Annotated in this window: 15 protein-coding genes; 6 read left to right on the plus strand and 9 right to left on the minus strand. The window is 71.5% G+C overall.

Translation table 11 applies throughout. The annotated features are described in order from the left end of the window. Positions 1-21: 21 nt before the first annotated feature. Both WMF27_RS19480 and WMF27_RS19485 read right to left on the minus strand, forming a co-directional pair. The gene (locus WMF27_RS19480) at positions 22-1,044 is read right to left on the minus strand and encodes a hypothetical protein (RefSeq protein WP_437767389.1); all 1,023 of its coding nucleotides are present in this window, start codon (positions 1,042-1,044) and stop codon (positions 22-24) included. A gap of 399 nt (positions 1,045-1,443) precedes the next feature. Then, the gene (locus WMF27_RS19485; protein ID WP_437767388.1) at positions 1,444-2,907 is read right to left on the minus strand and encodes an alkaline phosphatase D family protein; all 1,464 of its coding nucleotides are present in this window, start codon (positions 2,905-2,907) and stop codon (positions 1,444-1,446) included. A gap of 617 nt (positions 2,908-3,524) precedes the next feature. On the opposite strand from WMF27_RS19485, the gene rlmN reads away from it, so the two are divergent. Genes rlmN through tatC form a run of 3 tightly spaced genes read left to right on the plus strand, consistent with a single transcriptional unit; the run spans position 3,525 to position 6,417 of the window. Next, positions 3,525-4,781: a 23S rRNA (adenine(2503)-C(2))-methyltransferase RlmN gene (rlmN, locus tag WMF27_RS19490; protein WP_437767387.1), complete on the plus strand. Its 1,257-nt coding sequence runs from the start codon at positions 3,525-3,527 to the stop codon at positions 4,779-4,781. A 44-nt stretch (positions 4,782-4,825) separates the two neighbouring features. Beyond that, entirely contained in the window at positions 4,826-5,530 is a 705-nt protein-coding gene (gene tatB / locus WMF27_RS19495) for a Sec-independent protein translocase protein TatB (protein ID WP_437767386.1), read from the plus strand. Continuing rightward, complete coding sequence (tatC, locus tag WMF27_RS19500) at positions 5,527-6,417, plus strand: twin-arginine translocase subunit TatC (RefSeq protein WP_437767385.1); 891 nt, start codon at positions 5,527-5,529, stop codon at positions 6,415-6,417. Before tatB ends, tatC begins: the two co-directional genes overlap by 4 nt. 227 nt (positions 6,418-6,644) lie before the next feature. Here the strand turns inward: tatC and WMF27_RS19505 are convergent, their stop codons facing one another. From WMF27_RS19505 to WMF27_RS19525, 5 genes are all read right to left on the minus strand, one after another. Then, a complete protein-coding gene (locus tag WMF27_RS19505; protein ID WP_437767384.1) occupies positions 6,645-7,583 on the minus strand; it encodes a prolipoprotein diacylglyceryl transferase in 939 nt (312 codons plus the stop codon). 2 nt (positions 7,584-7,585) lie between these two features. Beyond that, entirely contained in the window at positions 7,586-8,263 is a 678-nt protein-coding gene (gene lspA, locus WMF27_RS19510; RefSeq protein ID WP_437767383.1) for a signal peptidase II, read from the minus strand. 272 nt (positions 8,264-8,535) lie between these two features. Beyond that, complete coding sequence (lspA, locus tag WMF27_RS19515) at positions 8,536-9,219, minus strand: signal peptidase II (protein ID WP_437767382.1); 684 nt, start codon at positions 9,217-9,219, stop codon at positions 8,536-8,538. A gap of 207 nt (positions 9,220-9,426) precedes the next feature. Next, positions 9,427-9,894, minus strand: a complete 468-nt coding sequence (locus WMF27_RS19520) for a DUF4398 domain-containing protein (protein WP_437767381.1) — start codon at positions 9,892-9,894, stop codon at positions 9,427-9,429. A 27-nt stretch (positions 9,895-9,921) separates the two neighbouring features. Then, positions 9,922-10,275, minus strand: a complete 354-nt coding sequence (locus WMF27_RS19525) for a DUF4398 domain-containing protein (RefSeq protein WP_437767380.1) — start codon at positions 10,273-10,275, stop codon at positions 9,922-9,924. 609 nt (positions 10,276-10,884) lie between these two features. On the opposite strand from WMF27_RS19525, the gene WMF27_RS19530 reads away from it, so the two are divergent. From WMF27_RS19530 to WMF27_RS19540, 3 genes are all read left to right on the plus strand, one after another. Further along, the gene (locus WMF27_RS19530; protein WP_437767379.1) at positions 10,885-13,287 is read left to right on the plus strand and encodes a DEAD/DEAH box helicase; all 2,403 of its coding nucleotides are present in this window, start codon (positions 10,885-10,887) and stop codon (positions 13,285-13,287) included. Between the two features lie 368 nt (positions 13,288-13,655). Next, positions 13,656-15,242 carry a protein kinase domain-containing protein gene (locus WMF27_RS19535; RefSeq protein ID WP_437944371.1) on the plus strand — a complete coding sequence of 529 codons (1,587 nt, stop codon included), beginning with the start codon at positions 13,656-13,658 and terminating at the stop codon, positions 15,240-15,242. 45 nt (positions 15,243-15,287) lie between these two features. Then, entirely contained in the window at positions 15,288-16,166 is an 879-nt protein-coding gene (locus tag WMF27_RS19540) for a class I SAM-dependent methyltransferase (protein ID WP_437767377.1), read from the plus strand. Between the two features lie 94 nt (positions 16,167-16,260). On the opposite strand, the gene WMF27_RS19545 is transcribed toward WMF27_RS19540, so the two are convergent. Together WMF27_RS19545 and WMF27_RS19550 are read right to left on the minus strand one after the other, a co-directional pair. Further along, the gene (locus WMF27_RS19545; RefSeq protein ID WP_437767376.1) at positions 16,261-17,424 is read right to left on the minus strand and encodes a DUF1566 domain-containing protein; all 1,164 of its coding nucleotides are present in this window, start codon (positions 17,422-17,424) and stop codon (positions 16,261-16,263) included. Positions 17,425-17,594: 170 nt separating this feature from the next. Then, a complete protein-coding gene (locus WMF27_RS19550; protein WP_437944372.1) occupies positions 17,595-19,154 on the minus strand; it encodes a pre-peptidase C-terminal domain-containing protein in 1,560 nt (519 codons plus the stop codon). Positions 19,155-19,170 lie beyond the last annotated feature (16 nt).

Here is a 19,170-nt window from a genome sequence, read left to right on the forward strand (position 1 = left end):
GCCTCCTCGCCCTATAGCGCGTCAGCGTTGATTGGGGGTGTCGACCCTCACGGGGCGGTGATCGTACGCCCTGAAGACCAGGTCCTGCAGCTCGGCGTGCTGTGCTTCCGCCTCCTGGAGATCCTGCTGGAGGCGCAGGAATCGGCTCCAGCCATCCGCCGTCATGTAGTTGCGCGGGTCGGGGTTGACCAGGATGGGAGCCTTCGCGTACGGCGACAGGAAGTCGAAGCTCTGATTGTCGAACATGTCCATCATCCCGCGGAACATCGCCGCTCTGACGGGCTGGCTGAGCCGCGTCGTGTAGGTGAAGGCGAAGCCGAACTGATCCTCGATGGCCTCGTGGAGATACAGGTGCTCGATCAAGGCTCGCCGGCGGAGGAAAAAGTCGGTCCAGCTCTGGGTGGCGGCCGACGTGAGGTTGAGCCGCCGTACATGGCTATCGAACTGCGGCGCCGCCGCCTCGTGGGTGTTCTTTCGTGCCCAGATCGAGAGCGCTCGCAGGCGAACGCGGCCGTTCACGAGGGGGGCGTACCGGGCGATCAGGAAGTCGTAGACCAGCCGGTACGTCGTGAGCAGGCTCTCGCCCGACGTCGAATAGTCGATCAGCACGATCGAGGTGATGCCGCCTGCGTTCTGCACGTAGGGCAGGAGCACGTTCCGGAAGTGGGTGCCGGTGCGCACGCTCTCCTGCGCCGTCGCCGCATTTCCGGCCAGCCGCGCCGACGAGAACGGTAGAATACAGATATACGGGGTGTGACTCATCAGCCAGGCCGCGATCGGGGTCGGGCTACGCCCGAGGCAGACGAACAGCGTCTCCTTGCCGTAGCGCCGGAGGATCGACCTGCTCAGCATGCAGAACCCGAGCAGCGCCTGGGGCCGGTTCTGGAGCGGCGAGGCGCCGGCCTCCAGCAGCCGCACCATGTTCCGGCGCGGCGTCGTGGCGATGCGATTCTGCAGCTCCCCGATATGGTGGTTCGTGGCGCGGTCGAGGTCGAGATCGCGCGTGGGCTTCTTGAGCAGGTCGAGTTCGTCGTAGGAAGGCATGCTCGTGATTCCGCCAGAGGCGATTCGAGACACTCACGCCGGCAGCGGCCGGCACCGTGCTGCCCCTCCGCGTGAGATAGCTCGCCGTGCATTGTCTCCGGGGCGCCTCACCGGGCCAAGCTTGCGGACCGTCCCCCGTCGGATGCTCGGCTTCTTCGCCAGGGTCTGCCCCCTCGAGGAGCGGCGGGCCGACGCAGGCGCCTGTCCCGATCGCTCGCCGATCCGCAATCGCGGGGGACGAGCGTGAGCGTCCGGAGAACGCGTGTCTGGCCGGGCACCGCTCATCGGGCCGGCCTGGTTTCCATCTCTGATTCCCCTCGATAGGGACGACAATCCATCGCGGGTGCCAGGAGCAAGGTACCGGCGCCGGCAAGAGGCCATCGCGTGGCCGCTCGGCTCTTACGCGTGCACTCTCGGGAGGACCTGCTCGAGGACGCCGATGGCGCCGCTGTCCTTCTCCACGTGGAAGCGAACCACCAGGTTGTTGTTCCTGTCCCAGTCGTCTGCGCCGTCGCTCGGATCGAGGATCGCAAAGTTGCGATGCGTGACGCAGTACCTGTGATCGGACCCCGAGATCTCCCGGAGGAACCCCTTGATGTCGCCGTTGAACAGGTTCTGACTACCGCCGTTCGTCAGCAGCGAGAGGATCATGCGCGACATCCCCCTGGGAGCAGGGCGCGCGATGCCGGATGCGGTCACCTGATAGAGGCGCGGTCGCGAGCGCGGCTGCCCGAATCCGAGGACCGTGTCGATGTGCGCCATCGTGCCCACGTGGATGTCGCCGCCCATGAGCGTCACCTGGGTGCGAGGGCTGAAGCCGGCGAAATTCATGAGAGACATCAGAAAACGCCTGCATTCGTTCTGGTTGTTGGAGGCCGCCCAGCCGTCCCGGATGTCGTCGACGGAGGCCATGTTGAACGCGTTCGTGAGCGCCTCGGCGGCCGCGAGCGGCAGGTAGACGACGGGCGTGCCGACCACGACGAAGAGGTGCCTGAGATCGAGCGCCGCGAGCTCGTTGAGCCTGAGCTCGAGGTCGTCGAGCTGTTGCTTGCCGAGGATCGTCCCGCTCTTCCACGAGCGCTGCGATCGCCCATCGACCGCGAGGATGGCGACGTCGCCGTGCTTCGCGATCCAGCCGAACCCCGCGCTGCTCAGGCGGTCCCTTGGGCTCAGCGCCACCTGAAACTCCTTGAACGCCTGCTCCGCGGCCCTGTAGCGCTCCACGGCCTGCGGGGTGCCGTCGTTGTTGTTCGACCCCCAGCCATCGTAGATCTCGTGGTCGTCCCACATCATGACGTTCGGGCAGCTCCCGAGGACCGCCGCCACGTCGGGGTGCGACCACGTCTGCACGTAGTGCCTGCGGTACGCGGCCGTGCGCCCCTCCGAGGGCGACCAGCCCGTGGGATCGCCGTCGCCGTAGATCTGGTCTCCAGCGTGAACCAGGAGGTTCACCTTGCCTTCGTCCACGAGCGCCTTGAGCGCCCGCCACATCGCCCCGCGCCGCTCCTTGGGAAACTCGTGGTTGTCGATGTCGTTGCAGCTCACGAGGCCGATCCGGATCGGCCCGTTCGTGACGGTGCGGAAGGCGGAGCCGTTGATGTTCAGGTTATCGGCGGGTGTGGGGAGCGGATCTCCTGCGTCGTGCTCCACGATGCCATAACGAACCCTCTCGCCGCTCAGCCCGCTCAGCTCGAACGTGGCGAGCCCGAAGGGCGGCGCGCTGTTGATCGGCACGTCGAGCGTGCGAACGCCGTTGTCGTCCGCGAACGCCAGTCTCGCCCTCCCCTTGGGCCTCTCGAAGACGGCCAAGATCCTGCTGGTTGTCTGCGTCGTGTGTCCGATGACCGCGCTTTTGAACGCCATGGTTTGCCTCGCTGGCGAGAGCTCGTCAGGCCGAGGGAAGAGGCGTCGTGGTCCTGGCGGGCACTCTCCCCTATGTTTCGTCGCGGGCGGCCGGGCGCAAGTTTTTCGGCCAGCTCGAGGCGCTCGCGAGAGGGGCAAGGCGTCGGTCCAGAGGCGCTCTCCGCTCGCGCTCACCGCGTGTGGGGCGGGAGCGCGGCGCCGGCGCGCGCGTGAAGGTGAGCCCATCGGCGCTGCGCGCGAGCCGATGCCGCCCGTGTGTCCCAACGTTTACAGATCTGCATGCGAAATGACACTACGTGTGCCCCGACGTTTACAGATCTGCATGCAAAATGACACTACGTGTGCCCCGACGTTTACAGATCTGCATGCGAAATGACACTACGTGTGCCCCGACGTTTACAGATCTGCCCCACGAAATCCGCTGGATTGTCCTTCTCGACCACCACCTCCGGCAGCACCGATAGCTGCCCGTGCAGGTCGATCCGGAGCGCCCCTGGCAGCTCCTCCGCGAGCCCGCCGCAAGGAGCGGCGCGAACCCGCGCCCCCCGGCGGATCCGGCGTAACCTGCGCGCGCGGCCGTAGACTGGGCCGCCCTGGCGCGCTAGTCGGTATCCGCCGTGGATCCCAGCCCTCGAAGCAGCCCGGACGAACGCCGCCCCCGCCTCGCGCTCCAGGCCGTGCTGCCGGAGGAGCTCGCCGGCGCGTGCGGCATCGACCTCACCGACGCGCGCCGCATCGTCTCCCTGGCGCACCGCCTCGGCGAGCTGCCCGCCCGCGCGCCCGCGACCGTCCGGCGCGCCGCGCTCGACGCGGCTCGCTCGGCGGGCGAGATCAGGACGCTCGCGCTCGTCGAGCGGCGCGCGAGCGCCGAGGATCCGTTCGTGAAGTACGCCTTCCGCCTCGAGGACGGCGCGACGGTCGAGTCGGTGCGCATCCCGCTCGAGCGGCCGGGCCGGTACTCGGCGTGCGTGAGCTCGCAGGTCGGCTGCGCGCTCGCGTGCGCCTTCTGCGCCACCGGGCGCATGGGCCTCACGCGCAACCTGGAGGCCTGGGAGATCGTCGAGCAGGTGCGGCTCATCCGCCGCGATCTCGACGCCTCCACGGCGCACGTCGGGGGCGGCGCGCGCGTCCATGGAGTGCTGTTCCAGGGCATGGGCGAGCCGCTCGCCAACGCCGACCGGGTCATCCAGGCGATCCGGGTGCTCTCCGAGCCGAGCGCGCAGGCCATCGACATGCGCAACATCACCGTCTGCACGGCGGGGCTCCCGTCCGGCATCCGGCGGCTCGCGGCCGAGGTCCCCGCGGTCCGGCTCGGCCTGTCGCTCGGCTCGGTGCGCCCCGGCAAGCGGCGCCTGCTCATGCCGATCGACGGCGCGCACCCGCTCGAGGAGGTCCTCGCGGCCGTGGGCGAGCACGCGCGCGCGAGCGGGCACGCGCCGATGTGGGCGTACACGCTCCTCGCGGACCAGAACGACACGGACGAGGACGCCGCGTGCCTGGCCGCGCTCGCCCGCGGCTTCGCGGCGCAGCACGGCATCTCTCCCCGGCTCAGCCTCATCCCCTACAACGCGATCGGCGCGCCCGGCGATCCGCTGCCCTCGCAGGACGGCGGCGATGAACGCGGCGCGTCGGCCGATCCGTTCGTGCGCTCGGCGCGGCTCGACGCTTTCCGCGCGGTCCTCTCCGCCGCCGGCGTCGGCTCGATCGTGCGCTATTCGGGCGGGGGCGACGTCGGCGCGGCGTGCGGGCAGCTCGCGCGGCCTTCGGCGGAGGCGCAGCGGCCGGGCGGCCGCCGGGCGCCGCCCCGCGCCGGGGCGACCGCGGGCGCGGGCGCTGCCGAGGTCGAGCCGAGCCCGCCGCCCAGGCCAGCGTGAGCGTCGCTATGGATCCCTGCTCCCACGCGCGCTAGCTTGCGCGCGTGTTCGGCTTCAGCTTCGGCGAAATCATGGTGCTCGCCATCGTGGGCATCATCGTGGTCGGTCCCCGGCGGTTGCCTGCGATGATGCGGTCGGCGGGGAGCTGGATCGCCAAGCTCCGCCGCTTGAGCACGGATCTCCGGACGCAGAGCGGCATCGACGATCTGATCCGCCAGGAGGGGCTCGAGCGTGAGCTCCGCGAGCTCCGCGCCCTGTCGCGGGTCAACGTGATCGAGACGCTGGTGAACCCCGTCGTCAGCGCCGTGACCGCCGGTACGATCGCCTCGTCCACGTCGCGCGTGAGGCCGCCGGATCCCGAGCCGCCGCCGCCGCCCGTCGTGCAGCCGCCCCGCGAGCGCGAGTACCCCGTCCTCGGCTGCGACGCCTACGGAGTGACGCTGGACGGGGCCCCGGACGGCGTCACCGGCCTGCCGGTCGCGCCGGAAAGCGCGGCCCCCACGGAGACCGCGGACGCCACGGCCGGCGTCGAGCCCGCCGCGGCGACAGCGCCCGTGGCCGCAGAGACCGCCGCGGCGACAGCGCCCGTGGCCGCAGAGACCGCCGCGGCGACAGCGCCTGCGGCCGCAGAGACCACCGCGGCGACAGCGCCCGCGGCCGCACAGACCGCCGCGGCGACAGCGCCCGCGGCCGCAGAGACCGCCGCGGCGACGCAGGGCGTGGCGACCGGAAACGGAGCGACGTCATGAGCCAGGAGCAGGCGGCGGCGGTGAAGAGCGGCTCCCCGGGGACGGAGGGCGCGCCGAGCGACGCCGCGGAGGATCCGGGCGAAGACAAGCCGATGTCGTTCTGGGAGCACCTCGACGAGCTGAGAAAGCGGCTCGTCCGGAGCATCCTTGTCTTCTTCGCGGCCTGCATCGTGGGGTGGGAGGTACGCGAGGAGCTCTTGCACTTCCTGACCGTCCCGTTCGTGCAGGCGTGGCGGGAGCAGAGCCTGGCGGGCAACCCCTCGCTCCACTTCGGCGCGCCCGCGGCCGCGTTCGTCGCTTACTTCAAGCTGTCGATGATCGGCGGCGCGGCGATGGCCTCGCCGTTCATCTTCTACCAGCTGTGGTCGTTCGTCGCGCCCGGCCTCTACGCCAAAGAGAAGCGTTACGTCATCCCGTTCGTCCTGTTCTCGACGATCCTGTTCGTCGGCGGCGGCTGGTTCGGCTGGCGAGCGGCCTTCCCGATCTCGTTCGGTTACTTCCTCAGCCTGGCCGGCACGGTCGGCGGCGACGGGGTGACGATCACGCCGACCGTGATGATGGGCGACTACCTCGACTTCGTCGCCCAGCTCCTGCTCGGCTTCGGGATCATCTTCGAGATCCCGCTCATCGTGCTCTTCCTCTCCATCGCCGGCATCGTCAACTACATCCAGCTCATCCTGTTCGGCCGCTGGTTCGTGTTCGGCGCCTTCATCCTGGCGGCCGTCCTGACGCCGCCGGACATCACGAGCCAGCTCGTCATGGCCGTGCCGATGTGCCTGCTCTACGTGCTCTCGATCGGCCTCGCGTACGTCTTCGGCAAGCCGCCGACCGACGCCCAGCGCGCGGCGTACAAGGCGCGCAAGGAGAAGGAAGTCACCAAGGGCTGACGGGCGGCGCCGTGGTGGGGTGAATCCCCCCACCCTGCCGGAACGATGCAACCGCCAAGACGCCACAAGACGCCAGGACGATTGAGTTTTCTTGGCGTCCTATGGCGACGTGGCGGTTCAAACGACCCCACCTTCGGCCAAAGTCCCCCCACCACCGGCGGCGCGGCGCAGCCCGGGCCGCCTGCGCTGCGTCCTCCGCGCGCCGCCCTCCGCGGCGGCGGCGCAGGTCAGGCGGCGGGCGCGGCCGCCGCGGGCGCTGCCTTCCGGCTACGCGCCACGTGGATCGCGACCGCGGCGCCGGCCATCGCGAGCCCGATGAGCTGCGACGTGGACAGGCCAACGAGGCCCCCGCGGTCGTCGGCGCGCGCGAACTCGAGCACGAAGCGCCCGAGCGCGTAGAGGCCGAGGAACGTCGCGAATACCTGCCCGTCGTACCGCTTCCGCCCGTGCACGTAGAGCAGGCAGATCGCCGCGATGGCGAACGACATCGCCGACTCGTAGATCTGCGTCGGGTGCACCGGGTGCGACGGCAGGCGCGGGCTCGTGAGCTCGAGCAGCTTGAACTGCGCCTCGCTCGCGGGGCTGTTCGGCGGGAACGAGAGCCCGAAGGCCCCGTCGGTGCGCTGCCCGAAGCAGCAGCCGGCGAGCAGGCAGCCCATCCGGCCGAAGCCGAGGCCCAGCGGGACGGCGAAGCCCGCCATGTCCGCCGCCTTCCAGAACGGGAACCGATCGCGCTTGAGCAGCCAGAACGCCATCGCCGACGCGCCCACGAAGCCGCCGTAGTACGTCAGGCCGCCCGCCCAGAACTTCGCCCACGCCAGGCAATCGCGCTCGACCGGGTGGCAGACCCCCTTCGCCGCGTCCCACACGCCGTGGTACCGCGACACGCAGAGCGCCTGCTCGACCTTCCAGTCGACGAGCGACGGGTCGGTGCACAGGTGCACGTAATCCCAGAAGTATCCGTCGGCGACGACGTGGAGGAGCCTGCCGCCGACGACGCCCGCGAGCAGGCAGGCGAGCCCCAGGTCGACGATCACATCCGGGTCCTCGCCGATCCGCCGCGCCCACAGCGCGCCGATGGCCGTCGCGAAGAGGAAGCCGCTCAGCAGCAGCAGGAAGTAGGCGGGGAACGCGACGTCGAGCAGGCGGAACAGCTCGGGCCGCATGATCAGCCCGCGGACGCCTTCGCGCCGGACGCCTTCCCTGCGACCTCGGGGCGGTGGGGGGAGAACATGTCGATCGCCATCAGCCCGACGCCCACGACGATCGCGATGTCGGCCACGTTGAACGTCGGCCACACGAACGTCGAGGTGAGCCGGACCTGGATGAAGTCGATGACGTACCCGTAGCGGATGCGGTCGACCAGGTTCCCGAGCGCACCGCCGAGCACGAGCGGCAGCCCCCACCTGAGCGCGGTCTGGGAGGGGTGGAGCTTGCGGTACAGCGAGACGATGAAGACGATCGCCGCGAGCGAGACCAGCAGGAAGAACGGGCGGCGGATCGCCTCGCTCTCGTCGCCCAGGATGCCCCACGCCCCGCCGTGGTTCTTCGCGAAGATCATGTTCAGGTGATCCTTGATCACCTCGATCTTCCGGAACGAGAGCGGCCGCGGCGCGGCGGTGAGGTCCGTGAGCGCCTGCGGCTCCAGCCGGTCCTTGGCCCACCACTTCGTGCCGAGATCGGCGGCCAGGGTGACGGCCGAGACGGCGATCAGGAACACGTACGACGGCCGGTAGGCGGGCCTCGCCGGCGCGACCACGTCGTCGTCCCCCTCCTGCGAGGCGCCGCGCCCCTCACGGTCGCGTTCGCCGGCAGAGGCCGGCGGCTCGCCGGCCGGCGCGTTCACGGGCGCGGAGCGATGCGACTCCGCATGGGCACCTTCGGTCTCAACAGGAGCGTCTCGCGGCGTCGCGTCTTCAGTCATGCGGAGCGCGTTCCTCTACGACAAACCGAGCGCTCCGGCAAAGGCTTCCCTCCGCGGGCGCCGCCGCGCGCGTCTTTCACGCCTCGCGCGTGTCACGTGACGTGCGTGATTTGCACGCGCCGCGCCGCGCCGCGCCGCGCCCCGGCGCCGCACCGCGCGCCGTCTGCTCCGGCCGAGGCGCCCGATCGCGTCCCTCAGCTGGCCGGCGGCACAGGCGGAGGCGCTTCCGTCGATAGCGGAGGGGTGGGGTCGCCGCCTGCCGGGCCCTCCGAGGCGCCGCGAGCGTCCGGGGACGGCGCGCTCGGCCTGCGGGTCGCGACGATCATGTCCTTGGACATCAGGATGACCCCCGCGACGATCGCGATGTCGGCCACGTTGAACGTCGGCCAGTGATACTCCCGACCGCCGCGGATCACGTACATGTCGATGAAGTCGATGACCCAGCCGTAGCGGATCCGGTCGACCAGGTTGCCCATCGCGCCGCCGAGCGCCAGCGCGAGCCCCCACATCATCCCCGTCTGGTCCCTGTGGACGCGCCGGTAAATCGAGAAGATGAAGACCATCGCCGCGGCGGAGACGAACAGGAAGAACGGCCGCCGCAGGCCGTCCGGGAGGCCGCGCAGGAAGCTCCAGGCGCCGCCGGGGTTCTGCGCGAAGATGAAATCGAGGTGGTCCGGGATGATCGTGAGGACCTTCGCGCCCGACCGCTTCGGGTCGAACCCGGTGAGGCGCGCGTGCGCCCACCCCTTCGTCACCAGGTCGGCGGCGCACGAGACGAGCGCCACGACGGCCAAGAAGCGGAGCGAGGCGCGCTCCTCGCTGGGGAGGTCGTCGGGAAGGTGCGCGACGGGCGACGCTTGCGGTGCGTCCGAGGACATCGTCTTCGCTTCTACGCGATGGCGTGGCACGGAGCAAACAGCCTCGAGCAGGGCGATGCCCGGCGGCGGGTGGTGGTCAAGTTGGAACATGAAGGCGGGAAGGCGGGAAGAAAACCTTCATGATCTTCCCGCCTTCCCACTTTCCCGCCTTCATGTGGACTCTCTCTGGGCAAAGTTGACCACTCCCCCGCCGATCGCCGCGCCGGTTCAGCGCTGGTTCAGGATCACCACCGGACGCTCCGGGGCGCGCGATCGCACCGGCGCCTTTTCCCGTCCGGGAGGATCGGTCGGACCGGCCGGGTCGACCGCCGGCGCCCCCCTCCTTCGCAGCGCGAGGTGCACCTCGCCGTACGCCTGGAGGGCCGCGCCGCGCTGCCGCTCCGCGGCCGCCGCGCGCCCCAGCGACTCGGCCAGCTGCGCCCGGCGCCCCGCGAGGTACGCGAGATCCCTCGCCTCGGCGAGCTCGCTCCCCCCGGCGAACGCCTGCTCCGCGCGCTCCATCGCCTCGGTGGCGCCGCGCAGGTCCGCGGGCGCGAGCTCTGGCGCCGCGCTCGCCCGGGCGCGCTCGTAGCTCTTCCTCGCCTCGATGAGCTCCTTCGGCGGGAGCGGGGCGCTCGCGCACCCCAGGAGACCGCCGACGAGCAGAATGGCCACTGTCCCGTGATTGGTTCGCATGATTCCGCGCCTCCTGTCCGCGAGCCCCTAGCGGAGCTGCCGATGGATGGATCCGACCTCCTCGAGCGCCTCGTGCGTGCGGGCCTGGGCCTGCGCCTCCCGCAGGAGGGCGAGCGCGAGCTCCGCGTCCGCCTGCGCGCGCAGGAGCATGCGCTGCGCCCGATCGGGCACGCCGTCGGCCGACAGCCTCGTCGCCCGCTGCATCTGCTCCCGGGCGAGGCGGAGGTGGGCTTCCGCCCGCGGATCCTCGTCGGCTCCGACCTCCTCGGCGGCTCGGATCATCGCCTCCGACGCGCCGAGCCGCTCGCCGAAGCTCGGAGCGTACGCGGCGCACCCCGCCATCGACGCGCCGAAGAGCGTCAAGAACACTGCGTTTTTCATGTGCGACACCTCGTTGCCAGCCCCGGACGAGAGGTCGCCCGGAGAAGGCGGGTGAAAGAGCGGATGGGATCATCGACTCCGGATCTCCGTCGTCGATCGGCTCGTCCTCAGGCAACCAGCACACCAGGGCCGACGGCCTCGGGGCGGCGCCTGAGCGCGCACGCGAGAAGCGCCGCCCTGCGTCCGTCGGTGCAGGAGGAATCACGACGACACTGAGACATCGCCTCACGCGCCGTATCCGCGCTTCCCATCCGTTGCGCGCAAACGAGCCATTCGCCGGAGCGCCCGTGTGCGGCGCGTGCGGCAACTGGACCCCAGGAGAGCCCCTGACACCGGATCTCGTTCGAGGACGGGAGAGGCCAGCTCTCCGCTGTACGCCCGCCTGCCGCGGCAGCCCGCCGCGACCGCGTCCCGCGCCGGCCCGGGACGCCCGCCTGCCGCGCCGATCCGCCGCGTCAGCGCTTCGCCCGCGCGCCGCCCTCCCCTCGCCCGCGCGCCGCCCTCCGAGATCCTGGCCGCGCAGGCCAGCGCAGCGTCAGGGCGGCCGACGTGGGCGTCGCGCCCGATCCGGTTGAGTGACACGGCGCATCTGTTTAGTATACCTGCGTCATGCCGTCGCCCCCCTGGAAGATCGAGACCGGCGTCGAGACCGTCATCTCGTCGTGGCTTGCCTCCGGCTACGTCCGCCCTTGTTTCACCGCGGATCGCGAGCTTCCGCCGGCCGACGCGCGCACCGCGCCGATGCCCGACGCGCTCTCGCCGGCGCTCCGCGGCGCCCTGGAGCGGCGCGGCATCGATCGGCTCTACGAGCACCAGGCGCGGGCCTTCGCGGCGGCCCGCGCGACGCCGGCAGGCCCGCGCGCCGCGGCGGAGCCGGCGCGGGCGGGGCGGCACGTGGTCGTCGCGACGCCCACCGCCAGCGGCAAGAGCCTCTGCTTCCATCTCCCGGTGCTCGACGCGCTCGCCGAGGGCGCCGCGTCGGGCCAGGGCGGCAGCGCGATCTACCTGTACCCCACCAAGGCGCTCGCCCGGGACCAGGAGGCCGGCCTGCACGCGCTCATCCGCGAGGCGGGGCTCACGATCCCGGCGATCGTGTACGACGGGGACACGCCGGGCGACGCCCGGCGGGCGGCGCGCGAGCGCAGCCCCATCGTGATGACCAACCCCGACATGCTCCACGCGGGGATCCTGCCGCACCACGCGCACTGGGCGCGGACGTTCCAGCGCCTGCGCTACGTCGTGCTGGACGAGCTCCACACGTACCGCGGCGTGTTCGGGTCGCACGTCGCCCACGTCCTCGCCCGGCTGCGCCGGGTCGCCGCGTTCCACGGGTCGAGCCCGACCTTCCTCTGCGCGACGGCGACGATCGGCAACCCGCGGGCGCACGCCGCGCGCCTGCTGGGCGTCGCCGAGGACGAGCTCGAGCTCATCGACGAGTCAGGCGCCCCGCGGGGGCCGCGGCGCTTCTTCCTGTACAACCCGCCGGTGGTGAACGCGGAGCTCGGGGTGCGCGCCAGCACCCTGAAGAGCGCGGTCCGCCTCGCCGGGGATCTCGCCCGCGCCCGCGTGCCGACGCTGGTGTTCGGCCAGTCGCGCAACTCGGTCGAGATCATGCTGAAGTACCTGCGCGAGGGCGTCGGCAAGGAGATCGGGGCGGAGGACGCGATCATGGCGTACCGCGGCGGCTACCTCCCGGAGACGCGCCGGCGGGTCGAGCGGGGGCTGCGCGAGGGCGAGATCCTGTGCGTCGTGGCCACGAACGCGCTCGAGCTCGGCATCGACGTCGGCGAGCTCGACGCGGTGATCTGCGCCGGCTACCCCGGGTCGGTCGCCGAGACGTGGCAGCGCTTCGGCCGGGCGGGCCGGCGCGGCAAGACGAGCATCGCGGTCCTGTGCGCCACCAGCGCGGCGCTCGACCAGTACCTCGCGAGGAACCCGGGTTACCTGCTGGAGCGCGGGGCCGAGTCGGCCCGGATCGATCCGCAGAACACCGAGATCCTCGTGCAGCACCTCAAGTGCGCGGCGTTCGAGCTGCCGTTCCTCAAGGGCGAGCCCTACGCGGCGATGCCGCCGGACGACACCGTGGCGGCGCTCCGCTTCCTGCAGGACAACGGGGTCGTGCACGAGTCGAACGATCGCTTCCACTGGGCGGCCGACGCGTATCCGGCGAACCACGTGAGCCTGCGCTCGGTGGGCTGGGACAACTTCGTCATCATCGACAAGGCCCTCGGCAAGACGCTCGCGGAGCTCGACTGGCGCGCGGCGCCGACGATGCTCCACGAACAGGCCATCTACCAGCACGACGGCGAGCAGTACCAGGTCGAGCGGCTCGATTACGAGAACCACAAAGCCTTCGTGACGAAGGTCGTCCCCGACTATTTCACGACCGCGCTCACCCACCGGAAGGTGAGCATCCTCGACGAGAGCGCGGCCGCCCCGCTCGGCCGGGCGACCGCCGCCTTCGGCGAGGTGAGCATCGTGGAGAAGGTGGTCGGGTACAAGAAGATCAAGTTCTACACGCACGAGAACGCGGGGTACGGCGACGTGCGGCTGCCCGACATCCAGATGCACACGACCTCGTTCTGGCTCACCGTGCCCGAGCCGCTCTGCGAGGAGCTCGGCCTCGGCCGCGCGACCGCCATCGACGGCCTGCGCGGGATCGCGCGGGCGCTGGAGACGGTCGCGACGCTCTCGCTCATGTGCGATCCGCGCGACATCGGCCAGACGCTCGAGGACGGGAGCGAGGCGCGGGAGGTCCCGGCCGGCAGAGAGGCGGCCGGGGTCTTCGATCCGACGCTGTTCCTGTTCGACAACGTGCCAGGCGGCGTCGGGCTCTCCGAGCGCATCTACGAGCAGCGCGACGAGCTCCTCGCGCGCACGCGGCAGCTCATCGCCGGCTGCCGCTGCGACGAGGCCGGCTGTCCGCTCTGCGTCGGCGCCACGGAGACCATCGACGCGAAGCGCAAGCGCGCGTCGCTCGGGCTCCTCGCGATCTTGCTCCACCAGGCGTGAGCCCGACAGCGAGCGCATCCGGGCGCTCGCAGCGGCGCGCCGCGCATCATGTCCTGAGCGGACGGGCACCAGGCCCACGCAGATCCAGCGACATCCACCTCGCTCCGCGCCCCTGAGCCCCTGCCACGCTCGCGATGGGCGCTCGTCGTGGACGTGTCGCCGCCGCCCGCGCTGGCGCTCGTGACAGCCATGTTTCGGCGCAGAGGGGAACACCACGAGTCGATTTGTGCAATCGACCGCAGCATCTCTGGAGATCGAGCGCTGTCGCCCCTTTACCCCGCCCCTCGGTGCACTCTAGAGTCGGGGGCACCGTGGAGAGCGCGCCATCGAGGGGGGTTGTTCTGGGGCGTTACGCCATTGGACCGCGGATGGCGCGCGGCGGGATGGGCGAGGTGTTTCGCGCGGTCGCGCTCGGGCCGGACGGCGAGGAGGTCCCGGTCGCCATCAAGCGAATCGTCCCGATGCACGCCGGCAGCGACGATCTCAGGCAGCTCTTCATCGCCGAGGCGAGCATGATGACCCGCCTCAAGCACCCCAACATCGATGAGGTGCTCGACTTCGGCGTCGATGAAGCGGGCGACTTCTACCTCGTGCTCGAGCTCGTCTCCGGAACGGATCTCGGGCGACTCTGCAAGGGGCTCTGGGCGCGCGGGGAGAGCGTCCCGGTGCCGATCGCGCTCTTCGTCGCCGCCCAGGTGCTCGAGGGGCTGGGCTACGCGCACGAGCGCTCGGCCGCCGAGGGGCAGCTGATGGTGCACCGCGACGTGAGCCCTGGAAACGTGCTCATCTCGCTGAGCGGCGTCGTGAAGATCGCGGACTTCGGCGTGGCGATCGCCACGCGGGGCGACGGGGGGGACACCGCCCGGCGCGACCTGGTCGGGAAGCCGAGCTACATGCCGCCCGAGCAGTTCGACGGCGAGCGCGTCGACGCGCGCGCCGACGTGTTCGCCCTCGGGGTGGTCCTGTTCCAGATGCTCACCGGGACGCGGCCCTTCCCCGGGAGCAGCGCCGCCTCGCGGATGGAGGCGGCGCGTGAGGGGCAGATGTTGCGGGCGAGCGAGCTTCGCGCCGAGGTGAGCCCCGCGCTGGAGGCGATCCTCTCGCGCGCGCTCGCGCCGCGCCGGGACGACCGCTTCCCCGACGCGCGCGCGATGCTGGAGGCGATCGAGGCGCTGCGCGAGGCAGGCCACGAGATCGGCACGCCGGAGGACCTCGGGGCGCTCGTGAGCGCGGCGCTGAAGGAGTCGCCGGAGTCGCGTCCGCCGGGCCCCCACACGCCCGAGCTCCCCGAGGACGAAGACGACCTGGAGGGGGGCGAGCTGACGCGCGCCGACGCGGGCAGCCCCTTCACCCTGCGCGCGACGCGACGCCCCGGCCCATCGTCGCAGGGGCTCGGCGGCGAGGCCGAGGCGCTCGACGCGCTCGATGGCATCGACGCGGCGCTCCCGGCGCCGTCGAGCGCCCCGATGAGCGGCGGGTTCCACGCCGTGGCGCCGGCGTCCGGCGAGGAGAGCGCGATCGATCCGGTCCAGGCGTCGAGCCCGAGGGGGGCGGTCTCCCTGGCGCCGAGGCCGCGCGACGAGGCGCGGCCGCCGTCGTCGGCGCCGGGCGCGGTCCTCCCGCCGGCCGGGGCGACGCGGCAGCGCCTGCTCGCGGGGGCGATCGCCTGCGCCGCGCTGGCGGGGATCGCGGTGGTCAGCGTGCGCGTCAGCCGCGGCGGACCGAGCGCAGCCTCCCCCGCGGCCGTGCAGCGCGCCGTCCGGGCAGTGCAGCCGCAGATCACCGCCGCCGTGCAGGCCGCGCTGTTGCCCCTGCGAAGAGCTCCTTCCCCTGCGAGCCCCGCCGCAGGCGCCGCGCCGGCCGCGGGCTCTGCCGCAGGCGCCGCGCCGGCCGCGGGCTCTGCCGCGGGCGCCGCGCCGGCCGCGGTCACCGCCCCCGCCGCGGATACCCCGTGAGTCGCAGCGCTTGCGGCGCTCGGTCCGCTCGGTTAGCAGCGCGGCATGCGACGCCCTCACGTCCTCCTCGCCCTCGCCCTGACCGCGCTCGCCGGGTGTAGCGCCTCGCCGCCCGCAGCTCCGCCGCCTCCGACGGCCGCGCCTCCGGCTCAGCCCGACGCGCCACCCGCTGCGGCGGCCCCCGCCCCGGGCGACGCGGTCGCCTCGGCGCCGTTGTCGGTCGCCTCGGTGGAGGTGCCTGCTGCCCTGCGCGCCGTCGTCGACGCCGCCGATCGCGCGGACGCCGACCGGGCGCTCGACGCCGGCCGTAAGCCAGCGGAGACGCTCGCATTTTTCGGCATTCAGCCGGGGATGAAGGTCGCGGAGCTCGAGGCGGGGGGCGGCTACTCGGCCGAGCTCCTGGCGCGGGCGGTCGGGCCGGGAGGGGTCGTCTATGCGCAGAACAACCGCTTCGTCCTCGAGCGCTTCGCCGAGAAGCCGTGGGGCGAGCGGCTCAAGAAGCCCGTGATGAAGCCGGTGGTCCGGGTCGATCGCGAGCTCGACGACCCGTTGCCGCCCGAGGCGCGGGATCTCGACGCCGTGTTCCTCGTGCTCTTCTACCACGACACGGTGTGGATGGAGACGGACCGGGCCGCGATGAACAGCGCGGTCTTCCGCGCGCTCAAGCCCGGCGGCGTGTTCGCGATCATCGATCATGCCGGGCGCGCGGGGACGGGCGTCACCGAGGTGAAGACGCTCCACCGCATCGAGGAGAAGATCGTGCGCGAGGAGATCGAGCGGGCCGGCTTCCGGCTCGCGGCCGAGGCGACCTTCCTCCGGAGCCCCGCGGACACGCGCGACTGGAACGCCTCGCCGATGGTGGCAGGCGACAAGCGGGGCACGAGCGACCGCTTCGTCCTGAAGTTCGTCAAGCCCGGGGGCTGAGCCGCCGCGGCGGCCTCCGCTCATCGCTGGCGGCGGGTGGGCGGCGGCGCATGCCATGCGCCGTCGGAGCCGCCCCCCGGCGCATGGGCGGCGCTCACCCGTCGGAGCGAACGCAGCGCGCGAGCCGCCGATCGCGGACCGTGTGGTCCTGCGATGCGCCGTTCGTGAAGTTGACGAGGACGGCCTTCTCCGCGCTGCCGATGGCGGGCGTCGACGACCAGAAGACGTCGGGCGGCGTCCCCGGGAAGGCCTCCAGGTCGATCGCCGGCCCGGACCGCCGATCATCGACGATCGAGAGCAGCTCCTTCGCGCTCGGCAGCCGCCAGTCGCCCTTCTCGGCGAGGTCGAGGTCCTCGCAGTGCGCGAGCGCGTCGCTCCAGATGAACCGGGTCTGGGAGGCGTGGCGCTGCCAGACGAGCCCCGTCGAGCGATCGAGCACCCAGTCCTCGCCGGGCGAGAGATCGGCCGGCGCGATCCCCTTCGCGCCTCCGACGCACAGCGCCCGCGCGCCGGCCGTGTCGTCCTTCGGGAAGAAGCCGAGGGACGCATCGCTGGCCATCACCCCCCAGGCGAACGAGCTGTCCGCGGCGACGTCGGTCGCGGACCAGTAGAAGCTGTCCTGGGTGGACGTGAAGAAGATATCGGGAAACGCCGTGGCATGGCCGAAATCCACGATGGAGACGAGCTCGATCCGCGCCGGCAGGCGCCAGTCCGAGAGGCCGCCGATGCGCTGCGCGCTGAGCGCCGCGCAGTGCTCCTGCGCGCCGACCAGCGTGAATATCCCGTTCTCCGCCACCTTTTCCCAGGTGAGCCCGGTCACCGAGTCTTTCACCGCGCCGTCGGTTTCTGTGTAGGAGGGGACGGCGATCTCGTAGTTCCCGTCCTGCCCGAAGAAGGGCGCCGAGGGCCCTGGGCACGCCTCCAGCACGGTGGTCCCGTTCGAGCAGCGCGTGGTCGGCGAGTCCGGCCATGTCACCGGCACGGGCGGCGACCCTCCGCCGCCGGTCCCTCCCCCGGCGCCCCCGCCGCCGATCGGCTCGCTGCCGCCGCCGCCGATCGGCTCGCTGCCGCCGCCGCCGGTCGAGCCGACGGTGCCGCCGCCGATCTGAAAGGGCTCTCCGATGCATCCGGCGAGCGTGACGCACTCCACGAGCAGCGCGGCCAACAGCCAGGTGAAGCGAAGGGCGTGAGGGGTCTCGTTCGGCATGGGCAAGCGGCGGCGCCAGGAGAGGATCCGGGCCAGCAGCCTATCATTCACCGGGGCGCGGGGGTCGACTTCCTCGCAGGCGCCTCGCGCTGCAGGCGCGCATCACCGCCGCCTGCCGCCCGCCGCTTCGTTCCCCCCCCCGCTCCCCCCCCGCGCCCGCGCGGGCCGGTCGGCCCATGAGAGGCGGAGTCTCCGCCTTTGCGGACCGAGGGTCCGCCGCGTCACGGCGCCGTGTAGTCGACCTTCACCGTGTACGTGCTCTCCGTGTATCCCTGCACGAGGAGGAAGGCCTCGGACTGCCCTTCCGGGACCGTCAGCTCGCACGTCTCGTCCGCGCCGTCGAGGTAAGGCCGGCAGTCGAAGGCGCCCAGGGTGGGCTGCTCGCCGAACCGCACGTAGAGATCGGGATCCCCGGTGCCGCTCATCACGGCCCGCAAGGTCGTGCCAGCGACCACCGAGATCGGCCCGTGGGACGCCGTCTCGCGCCGCGAGACGCTGCCGTCGAAGCTCGTCGACGTCTCGGTGCCGCCGCCTCCGGGCTCACCTCCGGGCGCCTTCGGCGCGGAGTAGCGCACCTCGATGTCGTAGGTCGAGGCCGTGAAGCCGTGCACCTTGACGAAGGCCCTCGTCTGGCCCTGGGGCACATCGAGCGTGCAGGTCTCGTTGGCGTCGCTGAGGTAGGGCCGGCAATCGAACGATCTCGCCGTCGGCGCATCACCGAATTTCACGAAGAGATCCGGGTCTCCGGTCCCGGTCATGACGACGGTGAGGGTCGTCCCGGCCACGACCTCGAACCCCTCGGCGGGCCCGACCGCATCGAAGGCTCCGCGGGCGAGGCGGCCGCTGAAGTTCTCGGTGGTCGGCTCCCCGGCCGGCGGCTCCCCGGTCGGCGGCTCCCCGCCGCCTCCGCCATCCCCGCCATCCCCTCCGCCGTCACCGCTCGGCGTGCCATAGAGCGACCGGACGCCCGCGATGTCCTTCGTCGTGAGGACGAGCGTGCTGTCGCCTGTGCCGTTGCACTGGGGATAGTGCATGACGGACGCGCCGTCGTACTCGGTGAGAGCACGCCAGTTGTCGTCCTCGAAGCAGGTGCCCGACTCAGGACGGGTGTGCTCGTGACGGAAGCCAAGGGTGTGCCCCAGCTCGTGGCGGAGAATGCCCGTCATCGTGGGCCGCGTGCTGCCGAAAGCGGTCCTGTCGATCAGCACGTTCCGCGAGTACCTCGACTGGCCGGGGAAGAAGGCGCGCGCCAGGTACTGGCCGCCGGCGTTGACGGGGTTCACGTCGAACAGGACCTCGCTGGTGCTCGATGTGCAGCGCGAGTCGACAGACTCGACGTGGATGAAGTCGACGTCCGCGACGTCCTCCCACGCCTTGACGGCATCCGCCATCGCCGTCACGACCTCCTCGTACCTGTCCCCGAATCTCGTGCTCACGCAGTACGAGAGGTTGTGCCGCTGCTCCGCCGTCCAGATGAGGTCTTGCCCGCGTTCCTGGTTGACGATCAGCGCACCATCACGCACATGCGCCTCCCAGAACTCGCGCAGATGCTTGATATCCACGACCGGCGTGTCCCCGTTAACAATGTAGATGCCGGTGTCAGACTCCCGGAACACCGTCCGCTCGAATCGCTCAAATCCCAGCTGATTCGCGCCGATTTCCTCGGTGTCGGCGCTGCCGACGTCTGCCGAGCAACCGGCCGCGGCAGCGGTCAAACCAGCGATCACCAGAACGAGCTTACGGGCGATCACATTGCTCTCTTGCGGCTTTGCAGGATGCATTTGGAGCTCCTTTCGG

The organism is Sorangium sp. So ce281, from assembly GCF_051527395.1.
Lineage (GTDB): Bacteria > Myxococcota_A > Polyangia > Polyangiales > Polyangiaceae > Sorangium > Sorangium cellulosum_B.